The organism is Pseudomonas sp. P129 (assembly GCF_020312195.1).
Lineage (GTDB): Bacteria > Pseudomonadota > Gammaproteobacteria > Pseudomonadales > Pseudomonadaceae > Aquipseudomonas > Aquipseudomonas fragariae.
Genome location: NZ_JAGPYS010000005.1, coordinates 58,834 through 76,398 on the forward strand (window position 1 = coordinate 58,834; position 17,565 = coordinate 76,398).

General features: G+C 61.4%; 18 protein-coding genes and 1 pseudogene. 15 read left to right on the plus strand and 4 right to left on the minus strand.

The genetic code is table 11. The annotated features are described in order from the left end of the window. The first annotated feature begins 302 nt into the window (after window positions 1-302). A complete protein-coding gene (locus KBY02_RS14125; RefSeq protein ID WP_011266403.1) occupies window positions 303-1,082 on the plus strand; it encodes a ParA family protein in 780 nt (259 codons plus the stop codon). A gap of 213 nt (window positions 1,083-1,295) precedes the next feature. Then, a pseudogene (locus KBY02_RS26570) lies at window positions 1,296-1,605 on the plus strand (hypothetical protein); the annotation flags it as partial. 45 nt (window positions 1,606-1,650) lie between these two features. On the opposite strand, the gene KBY02_RS14130 reads toward KBY02_RS26570, so the two are convergent. Continuing rightward, window positions 1,651-2,046, minus strand: coding sequence for a PAAR domain-containing protein (locus tag KBY02_RS14130; RefSeq protein WP_060405934.1), 396 nt, complete (start codon window positions 2,044-2,046; stop codon window positions 1,651-1,653). Between the two features lie 406 nt (window positions 2,047-2,452). Between KBY02_RS14130 and mdcA the strand changes: the two genes are divergently transcribed. From mdcA to madM, 9 genes are all read left to right on the plus strand, one after another. Further along, complete coding sequence (mdcA, locus tag KBY02_RS14135; protein ID WP_104652606.1) at window positions 2,453-4,129, plus strand: malonate decarboxylase subunit alpha; 1,677 nt, start codon at window positions 2,453-2,455, stop codon at window positions 4,127-4,129. Further along, window positions 4,129-5,004, plus strand: coding sequence for a triphosphoribosyl-dephospho-CoA synthase (locus KBY02_RS14140; protein ID WP_103713767.1), 876 nt, complete (start codon window positions 4,129-4,131; stop codon window positions 5,002-5,004). Before mdcA ends, KBY02_RS14140 begins: the two co-directional genes overlap by 1 nt. A 1-nt stretch (window position 5,005) precedes the next feature. Beyond that, the gene (locus tag KBY02_RS14145) at window positions 5,006-5,305 is read left to right on the plus strand and encodes a malonate decarboxylase subunit delta (protein WP_003346322.1); all 300 of its coding nucleotides are present in this window, start codon (window positions 5,006-5,008) and stop codon (window positions 5,303-5,305) included. Continuing rightward, window positions 5,298-6,149 carry a biotin-independent malonate decarboxylase subunit beta gene (locus tag KBY02_RS14150; protein ID WP_104652607.1) on the plus strand — a complete coding sequence of 284 codons (852 nt, stop codon included), beginning with the start codon at window positions 5,298-5,300 and terminating at the stop codon, window positions 6,147-6,149. The genes KBY02_RS14145 and KBY02_RS14150 overlap by 8 nt, the downstream gene beginning before the upstream one ends. Then, window positions 6,146-6,946 (plus strand): biotin-independent malonate decarboxylase subunit gamma, encoded by an 801-nt coding sequence (gene mdcE, locus KBY02_RS14155; protein ID WP_104652608.1) that lies wholly within the window; start codon window positions 6,146-6,148, stop codon window positions 6,944-6,946. Before KBY02_RS14150 ends, mdcE begins: the two co-directional genes overlap by 4 nt. Beyond that, the gene (locus KBY02_RS14160; RefSeq protein WP_024640819.1) at window positions 6,940-7,578 is read left to right on the plus strand and encodes a malonate decarboxylase holo-ACP synthase; all 639 of its coding nucleotides are present in this window, start codon (window positions 6,940-6,942) and stop codon (window positions 7,576-7,578) included. Before mdcE ends, KBY02_RS14160 begins: the two co-directional genes overlap by 7 nt. After that, the gene (mdcH, locus tag KBY02_RS14165; RefSeq protein ID WP_011266411.1) at window positions 7,575-8,510 is read left to right on the plus strand and encodes a malonate decarboxylase subunit epsilon; all 936 of its coding nucleotides are present in this window, start codon (window positions 7,575-7,577) and stop codon (window positions 8,508-8,510) included. Before KBY02_RS14160 ends, mdcH begins: the two co-directional genes overlap by 4 nt. A gap of 69 nt (window positions 8,511-8,579) precedes the next feature. Then, the gene (gene madL / locus KBY02_RS14170) at window positions 8,580-8,996 is read left to right on the plus strand and encodes a malonate transporter subunit MadL (RefSeq protein ID WP_003402948.1); all 417 of its coding nucleotides are present in this window, start codon (window positions 8,580-8,582) and stop codon (window positions 8,994-8,996) included. 1 nt (window position 8,997) lies between these two features. Next, a complete protein-coding gene (madM, locus tag KBY02_RS14175) occupies window positions 8,998-9,762 on the plus strand; it encodes a malonate transporter subunit MadM (RefSeq protein WP_003402947.1) in 765 nt (254 codons plus the stop codon). A gap of 174 nt (window positions 9,763-9,936) precedes the next feature. Here madM and KBY02_RS14180 read toward each other — a convergent pair whose 3' ends face one another. Further along, window positions 9,937-10,863, minus strand: a complete 927-nt coding sequence (locus tag KBY02_RS14180; RefSeq protein ID WP_003402946.1) for a LysR substrate-binding domain-containing protein — start codon at window positions 10,861-10,863, stop codon at window positions 9,937-9,939. A gap of 122 nt (window positions 10,864-10,985) precedes the next feature. Here KBY02_RS14180 and trhA point away from each other — a divergent pair, with 122 nt between their 5' ends. Beyond that, complete coding sequence (trhA, locus tag KBY02_RS14185) at window positions 10,986-11,600, plus strand: PAQR family membrane homeostasis protein TrhA (RefSeq protein WP_011266412.1); 615 nt, start codon at window positions 10,986-10,988, stop codon at window positions 11,598-11,600. Window positions 11,601-11,706: 106 nt separating this feature from the next. On the opposite strand, the gene KBY02_RS14190 is transcribed toward trhA, so the two are convergent. Together KBY02_RS14190 and KBY02_RS14195 are read right to left on the minus strand one after the other, a co-directional pair. Continuing rightward, complete coding sequence (locus tag KBY02_RS14190) at window positions 11,707-12,426, minus strand: 16S rRNA (uracil(1498)-N(3))-methyltransferase (protein ID WP_003402944.1); 720 nt, start codon at window positions 12,424-12,426, stop codon at window positions 11,707-11,709. A 131-nt stretch (window positions 12,427-12,557) separates the two neighbouring features. Continuing rightward, complete coding sequence (locus tag KBY02_RS14195; RefSeq protein WP_003402943.1) at window positions 12,558-13,964, minus strand: adenosylmethionine--8-amino-7-oxononanoate transaminase; 1,407 nt, start codon at window positions 13,962-13,964, stop codon at window positions 12,558-12,560. Between the two features lie 209 nt (window positions 13,965-14,173). Here KBY02_RS14195 and KBY02_RS14200 point away from each other — a divergent pair, with 209 nt between their 5' ends. The 3 genes from KBY02_RS14200 (at window position 14,174) to KBY02_RS14210 (ending at window position 17,560) form a co-directional block, all read left to right on the plus strand. After that, on the plus strand, window positions 14,174-16,048 hold the full coding sequence (locus tag KBY02_RS14200) for a flavin monoamine oxidase family protein (RefSeq protein ID WP_060400190.1): 1,875 nt from the start codon (window positions 14,174-14,176) through the stop codon (window positions 16,046-16,048). 357 nt (window positions 16,049-16,405) lie between these two features. Next, entirely contained in the window at window positions 16,406-16,954 is a 549-nt protein-coding gene (locus KBY02_RS14205; RefSeq protein WP_103754331.1) for a cytochrome b, read from the plus strand. Window positions 16,955-16,981: 27 nt separating this feature from the next. Further along, window positions 16,982-17,560, plus strand: a complete 579-nt coding sequence (locus KBY02_RS14210) for a YceI family protein (protein ID WP_002551707.1) — start codon at window positions 16,982-16,984, stop codon at window positions 17,558-17,560. Window positions 17,561-17,565 lie beyond the last annotated feature (5 nt).

Genomic DNA, 17,565 nt, shown 5'->3' on the forward strand with positions numbered 1-17,565 from the left:
CTTCCCGCCCCTGCGGGCTTGTTTCTCGCTACATCGATATCAGGTCGATATCAGCCTGGGTGCGGTAATTGACCGAGTGCGCGCATTATCCCGATGGTGCTCATTACTAGCAAATTTGTTACATAAAAACCGTTTACAGGCGTGTATTTTAAGGTTGAAGTCGTTTTTCTGTATGACAACCGGCTGACAACTGTTTTTGCGTTAAGCTCACCGTTGTCATATGCGCTGTCTAGACTCGACCTCCTCTTACGGTCGTTATCGGCCACTGCTGCTGTTTCTTCATCTTTCAAGGAATCCAAAGCATGCGTCGCGTGGTATTCAATCAGAAGGGCGGTGTCGGCAAATCGAGCATCGCCTGCAATCTGGCTGCAGTCAGCGCTCACGAAGGCTATCGGACGTTATTGATCGATCTCGATGCCCAGGCCAATTCGACTCAGTACCTCACCGGCCTCACCGGCCAGGACATCCCGATGGGGATCGCCGAGTTCTTCAAGAACACGCTGTCCGGCTCACCGGTCGCCAAGAAGAACCATGTCGATATCTACGAAACACCGTTCGACAACCTGCATGTGGTCACGGCGACCGCAGAGCTTGCTGACCTGCAGCCCAAGCTTGAGGCCAAGCACAAGATCAACAAGCTGCGCAAACTGCTCGACGAGTTGAGCGAAGATTACGAGCGTATCTACCTGGATACGCCTCCCGCGCTGAATTTTTATGCAGTTTCGGCGTTGATCGCGTCCGATCGGGTGCTGATCCCTTTCGACTGCGACAGTTTCTCGCGACAGGCGCTGTACGGGCTGATGCGCGAGATCGAGGAATTGAAAGAGGATCACAACGAAGGTCTTCAGGTTGAAGGCATCATCGTCAACCAGTTCCAGCCCAGGGCCAGCCTGCCGCAGCAGATGCTCGACGAACTGATTGCCGAAGGCTTGCCGGTGCTGCCGGTGTACCTCAACGCCTCGGTAAAAATGCGCGAGTCGCATCAGGCCAACCTGCCGCTGATCCACCTCGACCCACGGCACAAACTGACGCAGCAGTTCATGGAACTGCATCACCTGCTCGAGACCAACGCCCATCCGTGATGGGCCACCGCGAGAGCAATCGTCATACGCAAGTCCGCTCTTGATTCTGGCCGAAGGCCGCAGGAGCGACCGGGGCGGCGACCCGCTTTGTTCGCGAAGGCTCGTCATGCAGAAGTCCGCTCTGGATTCTGGCCGAAGGCCGTAGGAGCGACCGGGGCGGCGATCCGCCTTGTTCGCGAAGGCTCGTCATGCAGAAGTGCGCTCTTGATTCTGGCCGAAGGCCGTAGGAGCGAACTTGTTCGCGAAGGCTATATTCCTGACGCAGAAAATCCATCGACTATGACGCCCTCTTCGCGGACAAGTCCGCTCCTACAGGGCATCGCAAACACCCGTAGGAGCGACCGGGGCGGCGATCCGCCTTGTTCGCGAAGGCTCGTCATGCAGAAGTCCGTTCTTGATTCTGGCCGAAGGCCGTAGGAGCGAACTTGTTCGCGAAGGCTATATTCCTGACGCAGAAAATCCATCGACTATGACGCCCTCTTCGCGGACAAGTCCGCTCCTACAGGACACCGCAAACTCCCGGTTCGCTCCTAAGCCCTTTGACGGGCGTTCTACCGCGCAACTCTCGCTACGTCAGCGGCCTCAATACATCAGGCGTGAAGCTGCCATCCTTCATCGAACGGGCCAGGTGTTCGGCATGCTGGCGGGCAGTGTTGGCCAGTTCTTCGGGGATGGTGATGGTCGCGTCCATGTCGGCCTGGACATGCTCCTGCGAGGTGGTCAGCGTATTGCTGCCGGGCTCGCAGCCACACTGCACCTCATGACCCTGCGTGGCGACCGCCACGAGTTCGTCGATGTAGGTGGGGTTGCCCTGGGCGATGAAGCCAATCTCCCGGCAGGCCGGGCACCAGACCGGGTCTCCCATGCGGGCTACACGACGCCGCTCGATGACTTCGCTTGCCGATGCGGCCAGTACGAAGCCGCCGGTGGTGGTGAGATCGCCTTCCCTGACTATAAATGACATGGCGCTACTGCCTCTGGGTTACGGAAAACCTCAAGGCTAGGCGCAAATACGGATTCCGATAGCTCCCCTGGCCCTTTAAAGACCGGTCCTACGCAATTACCAGCCGGGCATTTCGAGCCTGTTGCACGCGCAATGACGCGCCTGGCGAAACGCCCGTTCCTCTATCGTTACTCCAGCCGTAATGATTCGACGCGTTGCTTGATTGATGCCCGACCGCTATCGCTCCAGGATGTGTAAAAACTACTGCGCTTGGCAATACTGCGTTAAAAACAGGCGAAAAATGCTCATTTAGAACACCTAGACTCCGCTTTTTCGCCTGTTTTTGCCTTGTCTTGCCTTCGCTCGTGACGTTTTTACACACCCTGGCTCCTAAGGTGGCCGACGACAGCAAAATCGTGGAGCGATCATGACAACAACAACTTCCCCCGACGCACGCTGGACACGTCGTCGCAGCGAGAAGCAGCGGCGTCTGGAGCAAGTGCGGGCGTTGGCCGATGGTGTGGTGTTGCCGACCGACAACATCGTCGCGGCGCTGGAGGCCTTGCTGGTTTCCGGCGACCGCGTGGTGCTTGAAGGCAACAACCAGAAGCAGGCGGACTTCCTCTCCCGCGCGCTGGCCAAAGTCGATCCGGGCAAGGTGCATGACCTGCACATGATCATGCCGAGCGTCGGCCGCGCCGAGCACCTGGACCTGTTCGAGCAGGGCATTGCGCGCAAGCTGGACTTCTCGTTCGCCGGTACGCAAAGCTTGCGCATCAGTCAGTTGCTGGAAGACGGCCTGCTGGAAATCGGTGCGATCCACACCTACATCGAACTCTATTCACGGCTGGTGGTGGACCTGATCCCCAACGTGGTGCTGGCGGCAGGCTTCATGGCCGACCGCGCCGGCAACATCTACACCGGACCCAGCACCGAAGACACCCCCGCACTCATCGAACCGGCGGCATTCAGCGACGGCATCGTCATTGTCCAGGTCAATCAACTGGTCGATGACGTCAGCGAGCTGCCACGCGTGGACATCCCGGCCTCGTGGGTCGACTTTGTGGTGGTCGCCGACAAGCCGTTCTATATCGAACCGCTGTTCACCCGCGACCCGCGCCATATCAAGCCGGTGCATGTGTTGATGGCGATGATGGCGATTCGCGGCATCTACGAGAAACACAACGTCCAGTCGTTGAACCACGGCATCGGTTTCAATACCGCCGCCATTGAGCTGATTCTGCCGACCTACGGCGAGTCGCTGGGCCTGAAGGGCAAGATCTGCCGCAACTGGACACTCAATCCGCACCCGACGCTGATCCCGGCCATCGAAAGCGGCTGGGTCGAGAGCGTGCATTGTTTCGGCACCGAGCTGGGCATGGAAAATTACATCGCCGCCCGCCCGGACGTGTTCTTCACCGGACGCGACGGCTCGCTGCGTTCCAACCGCCAGCTCTGCCAACTGGCCGGGCAGTACGCGGTGGACCTGTTCATCGGCGCAACCCTGCAGGTCGATGGCGACGGGCATTCCTCGACAGTCACCCGTGGTCGTCTGGCCGGCTTTGGTGGCGCGCCGAACATGGGCCACGACCCACGCGGCCGGCGTCATGCCACGCCCGCCTGGCTCGACATGCGTCAGCAGCACGATGACGGCCCGGGTGCCTACCTGGAGCGCGGCAAGAAACTGGTGGTGCAGATGGTCGAGACGTTCCAGGAGGGTGGCAAACCGACCTTCGTCGAAACCCTGGACGCCGTCGAGGTGGCGAAGAAAAGCGGCATGCCGCTGGCGCCGATCATGATCTACGGCGACGACGTGACCCACCTGCTGACCGAAGAAGGCATCGCCTACCTCTACAAGGCACGCAGCCTTGAGGAACGCCAGGCGATGATCGCGGCGGTGGCGGGCGTGACCGTGATCGGTTTGCGCCACAACCCCAAGGACACCGCGCGCATGCGCCGTGAAGGGCTGATCGCGTTGCCCGAAGACCTCGGGATCCGACGCACCGATGCCAGCCGTGAACTGCTGGCCGCCAAGAGCATTGCCGACCTGGTTCAGTGGTCCGGTGGTCTCTACAACCCGCCTGCCAAATTCAGGAGCTGGTAATGAGCGCACTTCAATGGTCACCGCACCCTGCTTCGCTGGCCGAGCGACTGGCCGATCTGGCGGTCGACGCCTTGATCGACGAAGCCGACCTGTCACCCAAACCGGCTCTGGTAGACCGGCGTGGCAGCGGTGCGCACACCGATCTGCATCTGGGGCTGATGCATTCCTCGGCGCTGTCGTTGTGGCCGACCTTCAAGTGGATGGCTGACGCCGCCACGCAGTTCGGTGTCGTGGGTCAGCCATTGCGTGAGGCACTGGGCAGGCTTGGCCGTGAAGGCGAGGCCACGATGCTGCGCACCACCAGCGGAGTGAATACGCATCGCGGCGCGATCTGGGCGCTGGGCCTGCTGGTGACCGCTGCCGCGCTGGATGCTCAGGAGTGTGCGCCCGAAGCCGTCTGCGCGCGCGCTGCCGCTCTGGCCCGGATCAAGGACCGCCAGGTGCTCACGCAGAACAGCCACGGTGATCAGGTGGTTCGTCGTTACGGCGTCATGGGCGCCAGGGAGCAGGCGCAGCAAGGTTTTCCGGCGGTCAGGCTGTTTGCCTTGCCGCAACTGCAACGCAGCCGCGCGGCAGGCAGCGGCGAGCAGAACGCCCGGCTGGATGCGCTGCTGGCAATCATGACTACGCTGGACGACACCTGCGTGCTGCATCGCGCCGGCATCGAAGGGCTGAATGCCATGCAGCAAGGGGCACAGCGCGTGCTGGACGCTGGAGGCAGCGCCAGTCTGGCCGGCCGCCGTGCACTGAACGCGCTGGATCAGCACCTGCTGGCCCTCAATGCTTCGCCCGGTGGCGCGGCGGATCTGCTGGCTGCCTGCCTGTTCATCGATGGCCTTGAGCCTGCGCTCGGCCCTGTTTCGAGGAGTGCCTGAAATGGAAACCCTGTCTTTTGAATTTCCTGCCGGACAGCCGCCCAAGGGCCGTGCGCTGGTGGGTGTGGTGGGCTCCGGTGATCTGGAAGTGCTGCTGGAGCCCGGTAAGCCGGGCACCTTGTCGATTCAGGTGGTGACGTCGGTCAACGGTGCCGCGCTGCGCTGGCAGCATCTGTTCGAACGCATGTTCGACGGCCAGACCCCGCCTGCGCTGAGCATCGATATTCATGACTTCGGCGCGACGCCCGGCGTTGTGCGTTTGCGCCTGGAGCAAGGCTTCGAGGAGATCGGTCATGACTGATAACGCACGTTTGCTGAATCAGCACAGTTTCATCGAACTGGGTGCCCGACACCGCGCCCGTGCCTTGCTGGATGCCGGCAGTTTCCGCGAACTGCTCGGTCCGTTCGATCGGGTCATGTCGCCGTGGCTGGCCATGCAGGGCGTGGTGCCCCAGGCGGATGATGGCGTGGTGGTCGGCAAAGGTACTGTCGATGGTCGGCCAGTGGTCATCGCCGCCATCGAAGGTTCTTTTCAGGGCGGCAGCATGGGCGAGGTCGGCGGTGCGAAGATGGCCGGCGCGCTGGAACTGGCCGCCGAAGACAACCGCAACGGCATTCCTACCGCCGCGATAGTGCTGCTGGAAACCGGTGGCGTGCGTTTGCAGGAAGCCAATCTGGGCCTGGCCGCGATTGCCGAGATTCATGCCGCGATAGTCGACCTGCGTCAGTACCAGCCCGTGATTGGCGTGGTGGCCGGCAGCGTCGGCTGCTTTGGCGGGATGTCCATCGCCGCAGGGCTGTGCAGTTACCTGCTGGTGACTCAGGAAGCACGTCTGGGCCTGAACGGTCCGCAGGTGATCGAGCAGGAAGCCGGCATCGAAGAATACGACTCCCGCGACCGTCCGTTCATCTGGAGCCTGACCGGTGGCGAGCAACGCTTTGCCAGCGCGCTGGTGGATGGCTTTGCTGCCGATGATGTCGCCGATGTGCGCCAGCAGGTCAGCGGCTGGCTCAAGCAGGGCGTGCCCGACACGCATCGCAGCAGTCAGTACCCACTGTTCCTGCAACGCCTGGCCAGCCTCGACACTGAACCGCAAATCGATCCGCAAAGCGTGCGCACCCTCTATCAAGGAGCCCGGTCATGAGTCATTCACAGCGGGGTTTGAACTGGTTCAACGCCTTGAGCGCAGGTGCCCGTGAAGTCACTGGCCTGCCTGCCTCACTCAAGGTGGCGGATGGCGTACTGGGCGAACAGCCGGTGCGCTTTCTGGCCGTGATTGCCGATACCGACAACCGCTTTCCCCGGGCGCGCCAGGGCGAAGTCGGCCTGCTGGAAGGCTGGGGCCTGGCCAAAGCGGTGGACGAGGCTATCGAGCAGGATCGCGACCGCGCCGAAAAGCGCGCACTGATTGCCATCGTCGACGTCCCGAGCCAGGCCTACGGGCGTCGCGAGGAAGCGCTCGGTATCCATCAGGCACTGGCCGGGGCTGTGGACAGTTATGCGCGAGCACGTCTGGCCGGGCATCCGGTGATCGGCCTGTTGGTCGGCAAAGCGATGTCCGGCGCATTTCTGGCCCACGGCTATCAGGCCAATCGATTGATCGCGCTGCGTGATCCCGGCGTGATGGTGCATGCGATGGGCAAGGCTTCGGCAGCCCGCGTAACCCTGCGCAGCGTCGAGGATCTGGAAAAGCTCGCCGCCAGCATTCCGCCGATGGCTTACGACATTGACAGCTACGCCAGCCTCGGTCTGTTGTGGGAAACCCTGACGGTCAAGCAGATCGAACAGCCCGCTGCGGATGACCTGACTCAGGTGCGCAACGTGCTGAGCAGTGCGATCAAGGACGTACAGGCCCGCGGCGTCGATCTGAGCAGCCGCCTCGGCGCGAGCAACCGTGCGGCGTCGGTCAATGTGCGCCAGTTGCTGCGGGCGCAATGGTGATCAGCAACACGGGTGCAGTGCTGCCCCATGATTTGTTGTGGGGCATGCCGCTGACTGCGTTGCCGGACGATGCGCCCAAATGGGCGGTCGAGGCCGTGCTGGCCGGGCAACCGGTGGTGGTGCGGCGTCAGGCAATGCCCGCCGGGCAGGTGGCGGTGGGCTTGCGCGGTCGCGGTCGGGAGCAGCGCTATGCCGCGAGCATGCCGCTGGCTGAGGTCTGCCGAAGGGTCATGCCCGAGCAGTTGATCGACGCCCCGACCGAGATTCATCAGCAATGGCCGGCGTTGCAGGCGTTGCGCCAGATCCGTCCGGTCATGGAGGCGCTGGAGCTGGACTGGGGCGTCGGCGGCAGTGCCGGATTCGAGCTGGCCAGCGGTATTGCGGCGTTGCATCAGGACAGCGATCTGGATCTGATTCTGCGCACCCCCGGACGCTTGAATCGCCGCTGTGCCGCCGAGCTGGTCGAAGCGCTGGAAACCTCGGTCTGTCGGGTCGACGTCCAGCTGCAACTTGAGTCTGGTGCCGTGGCGCTGCGTGAGTGGGCGCGGCCAACGGGGCGGGTGCTGCTCAAGACCGCCACCGGCGCGCGGCTGGTTGCAGACCCGTGGCACCTGGGTCAGGTGTGCGCATGAGCAGCCTGTGGGTGTTTCCCGGCCAGGGTTCGCAGCAAACCGGCATGCTGCATCAGTTGCCGGACGAGGCCGTGGTGCGCGACTGCCTGCAGGAAGCCGCCGATGCGCTGGGCGAAGACGTGCTGGCGCTGGACACCGCCGGGGCGCTGCAAGCCACGCGTGCCGTTCAGCTTTGCCTGTTGATCGCGGGCGTCGCATGCGCACGCGTGCTGCAGGCGCGTGATTGTGTGCCGGACTACCTGGCCGGGCTGTCCATCGGTGCTTATCCGGCAGCGGTGGTTTCGGGGGCGCTGGCCTTTGACGACGCCGTGCGCCTGGTCGCGTTGCGTGGCGAGCTGATGCAAAGCGCCTGGCCGCAGGGTTACGGCATGACCGCGCTCATCGGCCTGGACCAGACACAGGTAGAAGCGCTGATCGGGCAGGTACACAGCGCGAAGACACCGGTATTTCTCGCCAATATCAACGCCGACAACCAGATGGTGATCTCCGGCAGTGCCGAGGCGATGCATCAGGTCGGTCAGTTGGCCAAGGCTGCCGGAGCGGCAGCGGTCAAGCGTCTTGCGGTCAGCGTACCGTCACATTGCGCCTTGCTGGACGCTCCCGCGCAACAACTGGCCGAGGCCTTTTCAAGGGTCGCGCTGCAGGCACCCACGCTACGTTACCTCAGCGGCAGCACGGCGCGGCCGGTGCTGAGTGCCGAGAAGCTGCGTGACGACCTGGCCTTCAACATGTGCCGGGTCATCGACTGGCGCAGCACCGTGGAAACCGCCTGGGAGCGGGGCGTGCGCCTGCACATCGAATTGCCGCCCGGCAGTGTGCTGACCGGGCTGGCACGCAAGGTATTCCAGCAGGGCAGCGCGCTGGCTTTTCAGGCTGCGCGCCTGGACAGCCTGGTCGCGCTGTCGCGCGAGGAGGGTCGCCGCACCCCATAGAGCCGCCGTGCAGCTGCTACGAAGGACAAAAACAACAACTTCAGCAATGCAAACAGAGGAATAACAACAATGATTATCTACGGTGTTGCACTACTGGCCATCTGCACGCTTGCGGGCGTGATTCTCGGCGACATGCTCGGCGTTCTGCTGGGTGTGAAATCCAATGTGGGCGGGGTCGGGATCGCCATGATCCTGTTGATCTGCGCGCGCCTGTGGATGGAAAAACACGGCGGCATGAGCAAGGACTGCGAAATGGGCGTGGGTTTCTGGGGCGCGCTGTACATCCCGGTGGTGGTGGCGATGGCTGCGCAACAGAATGTCGTCACCGCGCTCAAAGGAGGGCCTGTTGCCGTTCTGGCCGCCGTCGGTTCGGTGGTGTTGTGTGCCTGCACCATTGCTTTGATCAGCCGTACCAACCGGGGCGAGCCATTGCCCAAGGAAGAGCCGCTGCTGACGCCTGAAATCGCCCCTGCCGGAGGTCGCTGATATGTGGGACCTCATCGAAAAGGGACTTGAACACAACGGCCTGATCACCGCCTTCGCCTTCGTCGGCATCATCATGTGGGTCTCGGTAGTGCTTTCCAGGCGCCTGACGTTCGGCCGGGTGCATGGTTCGGCCATTGCGATTGTCATCGGGCTGATTCTGGCCTGGGTCGGCGGTACCTTGACCGGTGGCCAGAAAGGGCTGGCCGATATCACGCTGTTCTCCGGCATCGGTCTGATGGGCGGGGCGATGCTGCGTGACTTTGCCATCGTGGCCACCGCCTTCGAAGTGCAGGCCACCGAAGCGCGCAAGGCCGGGCTGATCGGGGTAATCGCCTTGCTACTGGGCACGATTCTGCCGTTTATCGTCGGCGCGAGCATCGCCTGGATGTTTGGCTATCGCGATGCGATCAGCATGACCACCATCGGTGCAGGGGCGGTGACCTACATTGTCGGCCCGGTGACCGGTGCTGCGCTGGGCGCCACCTCCGATGTAATGGCGCTGTCGATTGCCACCGGCCTGATCAAGGCGATTCTGGTGATGGTCGGCACGCCCATGGCGGCGCGCTGGATGGGGCTGGACAATCCGCGCTCGGCGATGGTTTTCGGTGGTCTGGCGGGGACTGTCAGCGGCGTTACCGCAGGGCTGGCAGCAACCGACCGGCGTCTGGTGCCCTACGGCGCGCTGACCGCCACGTTCCACACCGGTCTGGGCTGCCTGCTCGGGCCATCGGTGCTGTATTTCATCGTGCGCGCCATCGTCGGCTAGGCTCTGTACTAAAAGTGGCTGCGCTCGGTGATGCTTCGTTAAAAACAGGCTCGGATGCGAGTCCAATCGGAATGCTCATTTACAACACGTAGAGTCGAACGCGACCCCGGCCGTTCCTCGCCTGTTTTTGCCTCGCCTGACCTTCGCTCGCCGACTTTTCGTACAGAGCCTAGCTCAGGTCGTCTGTTCCAGCAGCCGGTTGGTGTACATCCGGCACTCGGCCAACAGCGCGAGCAGGTTGGGATCGCGCTGTTTGGATTTGAGAAAAACAATGCCGATGTGTTGTTGCATCCGGTAGCGGCTCTGCAACGGGATCAGGCGCACGCGGTTTTCATAGACCGCGGCGATTCTTCCCGGCAGCAGTGCATAGCCGACGCCGGAGCTGACCATGCTCAGCAGGGTGAAGATGTCATTGACCTGCATCGCCACCTTGGGCTCGAAACCGGCCTGCTGGAATACGCGGATCCCGTCGCGGTGCGTGGCGAAGCCTTGGGTCAGGGTGATGAACGTCGCTTCGCGCAGGTCGCTCAGGTCCACTTCAGGGTGTTCGGCGAACGGTGAGTCGGTGGGGACGGCGAGAAAGATGTCGTCGGAAAACAGCGCCAGATGCTCGCAGTCCGGGTCATGGGTGCTTTCATCCAGCGACACCAGCATCGCATCGACTTCCATGTTCTTGAGCTTGTAGAGCAAGTCCATGTTCGAGCCCAGAATCAGGTCGATATTCAGCTCGCTGCGGCGGATCTTCAGGCCCATGATCAACTGCGGCACCGTCTTGACCGTCAGCGAATACAACGCCCCCAGCCTGAACCGCGCCGCTGAAAAGCCTGCTGCCTGACGGGTCAGTTCCACCGTGGCGAGCACATCCTGGACCAGTTTCTGTGCACGTTCTTCCAGCACATACGCGCTTTCCAGCGGCGTCAGGTTGCGTCCCTCGTGCTTGAACAGCGGGCAACGCAGCGCGCTTTCCAGCGAATGAATGGCGCGGTGCACGCTGACGTTACTGGTCTGCAGCTCCTCCGCCGCCCGCGCCAGATTGCCGGTGCGCATGAAGGCCAGAAATATTTCCAGTTTCTTGAGCGTCAGTTCGTCATCGATCTGCATGTCGTGGCGCTTATGGTTGAGGTGCGCTGATTGTGCCCTGTAATGACAGATACGTTGCTCTTTGTTTCAATAACCGGGAGCGTCTGTCATCAGTATTTTCTCTAGGCGAGGGCAATAAGCGGATGTACTACGGAGAAAAATTCAACGCCTGGTCGCACCTGGTTGGCGCCGTACTGGCGGCCGTCGGTGCGATCTGGCTATTGGTCATGGCCAGCCTGCATGGCGATGTCTGGAAAGTGGTCAGCATGGCCATCTATGGTGTGTGTCTGGTGACGCTGTACAGCGTCTCGACGGTCTACCACAGCGTCAAGGGACGCTCGAAATCGATCATGCAGAAGGTCGACCACTTTTCGATCTACCTGATGATTGCCGGCAGCTACACCCCGTTCTGTCTCGTGACATTGCGCGGCGCGTGGGGCTGGACCCTGTTCGGAATTGTCTGGGGGCTGGCGCTGATCGGCATCCTGCAAGAGATAAAACCGCGCTCCGAAGCGCGAATCATGTCCATCGTGATTTACGCGGTGATGGGCTGGATCGTGCTGGTGGCCGTCAAGCCACTGCTGGCTGCGCTCGGTGTATCGGGTTTCATCTGGCTGGCCGGAGGCGGCGTGCTGTACACCGTCGGCATCCTGTTCTTCGCCTACGACCAGATCCGCCACTTTCACGGCATCTGGCACCTGTTCGTCATTGCCGGCAGTTTGATGCACTTTGTGGCGATCTGTTTTTATGTGCTGTGAAAGTGGCCAGGTTCAGGCCTCAATGGCTGTGTAAATGCAAATCCTTGTGGGAGCGAGCCGGTGTCTGACTCTGAGCGTGCAGCGCGTTTGAGGACGCATCAAATGATCAAAAATCGCCCCACAGCTGTTGTGCCACGCTGAGCGCGACCACGGGAGCGGTTTCAGTGCGCAGCACGCGTGGGCCGAGGCGCGCGGCGTGGAAGCCTGCGTCTTGCGCCTGAGTGACTTCCGCATCGTTCAGACCGCCTTCCGGACCAATCAGAAAGGCCAGACTGGCGGGCTTGTCATGGCTGGTCAGGGGTTCGGCCACCGGGTGCAGGACCAGTTTCAGGTCGGCTTCGGTGTGCTTGATCCACTCGGCCAGCGGCATCGGTGCATGAATCACCGGCACCACGGAGCGACCACATTGCTCACAGGCGCTGATCGCGATCTGCTGCCAGTGTGCCTGGCGCTTCTCGGCACGTTCGTCCTTGAGGCGCACCTCGCAGCGTTCGCTGACAATCGGCGTAATTTCGCTGACGCCCAGCTCGGTGGCTTTTTGAATGGCCCAGTCCATCCGCTCGCCGCGCGACAGGCCTTGACCGAGATGAATGCGCAGGCCTGACTCCACCTGCCCCGCGAAGCTTTCGGTGAGCTGCACATGCACGCGCTTCTTGCCGACTTCCAGCAACGTGCCGCGAAACTCCTGGCCCGACCCGTCGAACAGTTGCAGCGCGTCACCTTCGGTCATGCGCAGCACGCGGCTGATGTAATGCGCCTGGGCCTCAGGCAGTTCATGCTCGCCCAGACTCAGCGGCGTTTCAGTAAAAAAGCGCGACAGTCTCATGGTGTGTCTCGGTTCCGGTGTTCATTCTGTGAGGGTGTCGTCACCCGGCTCGCTCCCGCATGTGCAGCCAGGCCCCTGTAGGAGCGGACTTGTCCGCGAAGGCGTCAGTCATGACGCCGCAATTTCAGCCCTTAACCCGGATCGCGAAAGTCCGGATGAAAGTTCTCGCGCACGGCAACACTGACACTGCTGCGCGTCGCGATATCAATGCCTTCGCTGGCTACCTCGGCGAGGAAGTCGATCTGCTCCGGCGTAATCACGTACGGCGGCAGGAAATACACCACACTGCCCAGCGGGCGCAGCAGTGCGCCACGTTCCAGCGCATGCTGGAAGACCTTCATGCCGCGGCGTTCCTGCCACGGGTAGGCGGTCTTGGTCGCCTTGTCCTGAACCATTTCGATGGCGATGGCCATGCCGGTCTGACGCACTTCCGCGACGTGCGGGTGATCGACCAGATGCGCAGTGGCCGTCGCCATGCGTTGTGCCAAGGCCTTGTTGTTCTCGATGACGTTGTCCTGCTCGAAGATATCCAGGGTCGCCAGCGCCGCCGCACAGGCCAGCGGGTTGCCGGTGTAACTGTGCGAGTGCAGAAACGCACGCAGGGTCGGGTAGTCGTCGTAGAACGCGTCGTACACATCATCGGTGGTCAGGCAGGCGGCCAGCGGCAGGTAGCCACCGGTCAGCGCCTTGGACAGGCACAGGAAGTCCGGACGAATGCCGGCCTGTTCGCAGGCGAACATGGTCCCGGTACGGCCGAAACCGACAGCGATTTCGTCGTGGATCAGGTGCACGCCATAGCGGTCGCAGGCGTCGCGCAGCAGCTTGAGGTAGATCGGGTGATACATGCGCATGCCGCCCGCGCCCTGGATCAGCGGCTCGACGATCACCGCTGCAACGCTGGCGTGGTGCTCGGCGAGGGTCTGCTCCATGGCGGCGAACATGTTGCGCGAATGCTCTTCCCAGCTCATGCCGTCCGGGCGATGGTAGCAATCGGGGCTCGGCACCTTGATGGTATCGAGCAGCAGCGCCTTGTAGGTTTCGGTGAACAGCGGCACATCACCGACCGACATCGCCGCCATGGTCTCGCCGTGGTAGCTGTTGGTCAGGGTGACGAAGCGTTTCTTGTCCGGCTGGCCGCGATTGAGCCAGTAATGAAAGCTCATTTTCAGCGCGACTTCGATGCACGACGAGCCGTTATCGGCGTAGAAGCAGCGGGTCAGGCCGTCAGGCGTGAGTTTGACCAGCCGTTCGGACAGCTCGATCACCGGCTGATGGCTGAAGCCGGCGAGGATCACGTGCTCCAGCTGGTCAACCTGATCCTTGATGCGCTGATTGATGCGCGGGTTGGCGTGTCCGAAAACGTTGACCCACCAGGAGCTGACAGCGTCCAGATAGCGCTTGCCCTCGAAGTCTTCAAGCCATACGCCTTCACCACGCTTGATCGGTATCAACGGCAGATTTTCGTGGTCTTTCATCTGGGTGCAGGGGTGCCACAGGACCTTCAGGTCACGTTGCATCCACTGGTCATTGAGGCCCATTTTCAATCTCCGGGTAGCGACTCGCCTGATGCGAGGACGAACAATCGCGCAAGCCTATGCAATGCCCGGCTGCGGAACAACCTTTGATGCAGTTTTAACGGCCGATGGACATTGCTGGCGGCTATTTGATGGCTCGCGTATCCTGCGCAGCGAGTCGATGTGTCGGGCTGACTTGCCCTATCTTCCCTATGTTTTCTGGAGTTCGCCGAATGCTTTCTGGTTGGCTGCGCGCCTGTGCGCTGATAGTGGCAGGGTTGGTCAGCGTTTCGACGCTCGCCGATGAAAAACAACGAACCGCCATTGTCGTCGGTGGTGGTCTGGCAGGTTTGACTGCTGCCTATGAACTGCAGGCCAAAGGCTGGCAGGTGACGCTGCTGGAAGCCAAGCCGAGCCTGGGCGGACGCTCCGGTCTGGCGACCAGCGAGTGGATCGGCAACACCAAGGCTCAGCCTGTGCTGAACCGCTACCTGGACAGCTTCAAGCTGCCTACTGTGCCTGCGCCTGAATTCGTGCGCACGCCCAGCTACCTGATCGACGGGGTGTACTTCACCCAGGCTGACCTGGCCGTCAAACAGCCGGCGACCGCCGAAGCCATCAAGCGCTACAACGACACGCTGGATAACCTCGCGCGTTCGGTGGACGACCCGGAAAACCCGGCGTCCAACAGCACGCTGTTTGCGCTGGACCAGATCAACGTCGCCAACTGGCTGGACCGCCTGAACCTGCCTGTCACGGCGCGTCAGTTGATCAATCAGCAGATCCGTACCCGCTACGACGAGCCTTCGCGCCTGTCGCTGCTGTACCTCGCCCAGCAATCGCGGGTTTATCGCTCGGTCGACGAGCGTGACTTGCGTGCTGCGCGCCTGCCCGGTGGCAGCGCGGTGCTGACCCAGGCGTTCGTCAAGCAACTCAAGACCGTCAAGACCAACTCGCCGGTGACGGCAGTCATTCAGGAAAAGGACAAGGTCACCGTCAAGGCTGGCGCGACCAGCTATACAGCCGACTACGCAGTCATGGCCGTGCCGTTGCGTTCGCTGGGCAAGATCCAGATGACGCCTGCACTGGACGCTCAGCACATGGGCGCGATCAAGAGCACCAACTACGGCTGGCGCGACCAGATCATGCTCAAGTTCAAGACCCCGGTCTGGGACAGCAAGGCGCGCATGTCCGGTGAAGTGTTCAGTAACACCGGTCTGGGCATGCTGTGGGTAGAGCCCGCGCTCAAGGGTGGCGCCAACGTGGTGATCAATCTGTCGGGCGACAACGCGCGCATCATGCAGGCCTTCGGTGACAAGCAGATGGTCGATCAGGTGTTGATCCGTCTGCATGCGTTCTACCCTGAAGCTCGCGGTGCGTACACCGGCTATGAAATCCGCCGCTACAGCGTCGATCCCTCCACTGGCGGTTCTTACCTGGCGTTCGGCCCCGGTCAGATCAGCAAGTACTGGCGTCTGTGGGAGCGGCCGATTCTGCGCGTAGCCTTTGCTGGCGAGCACACCGACACCTTGTACCCCGGCACCCTGGAAGGCGCCCTGCGCAGTGGGCAGCGTGCAGCCGGTCAGGTGCAGGATCTGGCCGCTGGCAAGTCGTTCGAACCGGTCAAGGTTGCGCCGCCGAAAGCTCCGGCCCCGGCTGCGCAGAAATCCGAAGGTAATTTCTTCAGCAATCTGTTCGGCGGTTCCTCCGACAAACCGGCCGAACCTGCCAAGCCGCAGGCTGACAAGCCAGGCTTCTTCTCGCGCATGTTCGGCGGTGGTGAGCAACCGGCGCCGGCACCTGCTCCGGTTGAGAAAGCGGTAGAGCCGGCTCCAGCGCCTGCACCGGCTGCCGCTCCGGCACCCGTGGTTGCGCCGGTTGTTCAGCCTGCCAAACCGCCGGTAAAAGCCGAGCCAGCGAAGAAGCCAGCGACCAAGGCTGAGCCTGCGAAGAAAGTGCAGAGCAAGGAAGCGGCCAGGAAAGAAGCGGCTAAAAAAGAGGCTGCGAAGAAGGAAGCGGCCAAAAAAGAGGCCGCGAAAAAGGCTCAGAGCAAACCGGCTCCAGCCAAGACCCCTGCTGACGCAGCGCCTGCAGACGCCAACAACTGACCAGCCGATGGCTGACTGAAAGGGATGCGGTTCATACCGCATCCCTTTTTTTATGCACGCTCGATTCGTTCTATCCCTGTGGGTTGACCTTGTCGGGCCTCGGCGTGCCGTTCATCGGCATCGAAACGCCGATGGTCATTGCAAAGTGTTACTGGCGGCCAATTATCGGGATGCTGCTGCAGCGAGGACAGCCTGACACCGCTGAACAGGGGTTCAGGTGTTGGGGAAAGCAACAGAATCGAAGTACGAGCTGTCCACCAGACCTATCGTATTGTTCGATACGTCCGAGCGAAATTTTGCGCTTTCATTCGATAGATAAAAAGCTAGTCTGGTAACACTTCTGACAAGGTACTGGTAATGCAGCTACGTAATTCATCCTCTCGCTACGGTCTGGTCAGCATGGTGCTGCACTGGGGTGTGGCTGCTGTCGTGTTTGGAATGTTTGCGCTGGGGCTGTGGATGGTCGGGCTGGATTACTACGATACGTGGCGCAAGGCGGGCCCTGATCTGCACAAGAGCATCGGCATCACGTTGTTTGCAGTCATGTTGATCCGTGTGGTCTGGCGCCTGCTCAGTCCGCCACCACCGCCGTTGACCAGCTACAGTAAGTTGACGCGCATCGGTGCCGCATTCGGCCATCTGTTTTTGTACGTCGCACTGTTTGCCGTGATGTTCGCCGGGTATCTCATCTCCACCGCCGACGGCGTGGGGATTCCGATATTCGGCCTGTTCGATGTGCCCGCGCTGGTTTCGGGCCTTCCTGATCAGGCAGAAACGGCTGGCTGGATTCACCTGTATCTGGCCTGGGTCATCGTGATATTCGCGGGGCTCCATGGTTTTGCTGCATTGAAACACCACTTCATCGATCGCGATGTGACCCTCAAGCGTATGCTGGGTCGTAATTGATTGTTCAACCAAAACGGGAATAAACGCATGTTGAAGAAGTCTCTCGCCGCTCTGGCTCTGGGTACCGCATTGTTGTCTGCTGGCCAGGCCATGGCTGCCGACTACGTAATCGACAAGGAAGGTCAACACGCATTCGTTGACTTCAAGATCAGCCACCTGGGCTACAGCTTCATCCACGGTACCTTCAAGGACTGGGACGGCACGTTCAGCTTCGATGCTGCCAAGCCTGAAGCCAGCAAGATCAATGTCGAGCTGAAAACCGCCAGCCTGTTCACCAACCACGCTGAGCGCGACAAGCACATCTCCAGCAAGGATTTCCTGGACGTTGCCAAATACCCGGAAGCCAAATTCGTTTCCACCGCAGTCAAATCGACTGGCGAGAAAACGGCTGACGTCACTGGTGACCTGACCCTGCACGGCGTAACCAAGCCAATCGTCATCAAGGCAACCTTCAACGGCGAAGGCAAGGATCCATGGGGCGGCTACCGTGCCGGCTTCAACGGTACTTCGACGCTGAACCTGAACGACTTCGGCATCAAGGGCCCAGGCCCTACGTCGCAGACGCTGGATCTGGACATCAGCTTCGAAGGCGTACAGAAGAAGTAATTGCA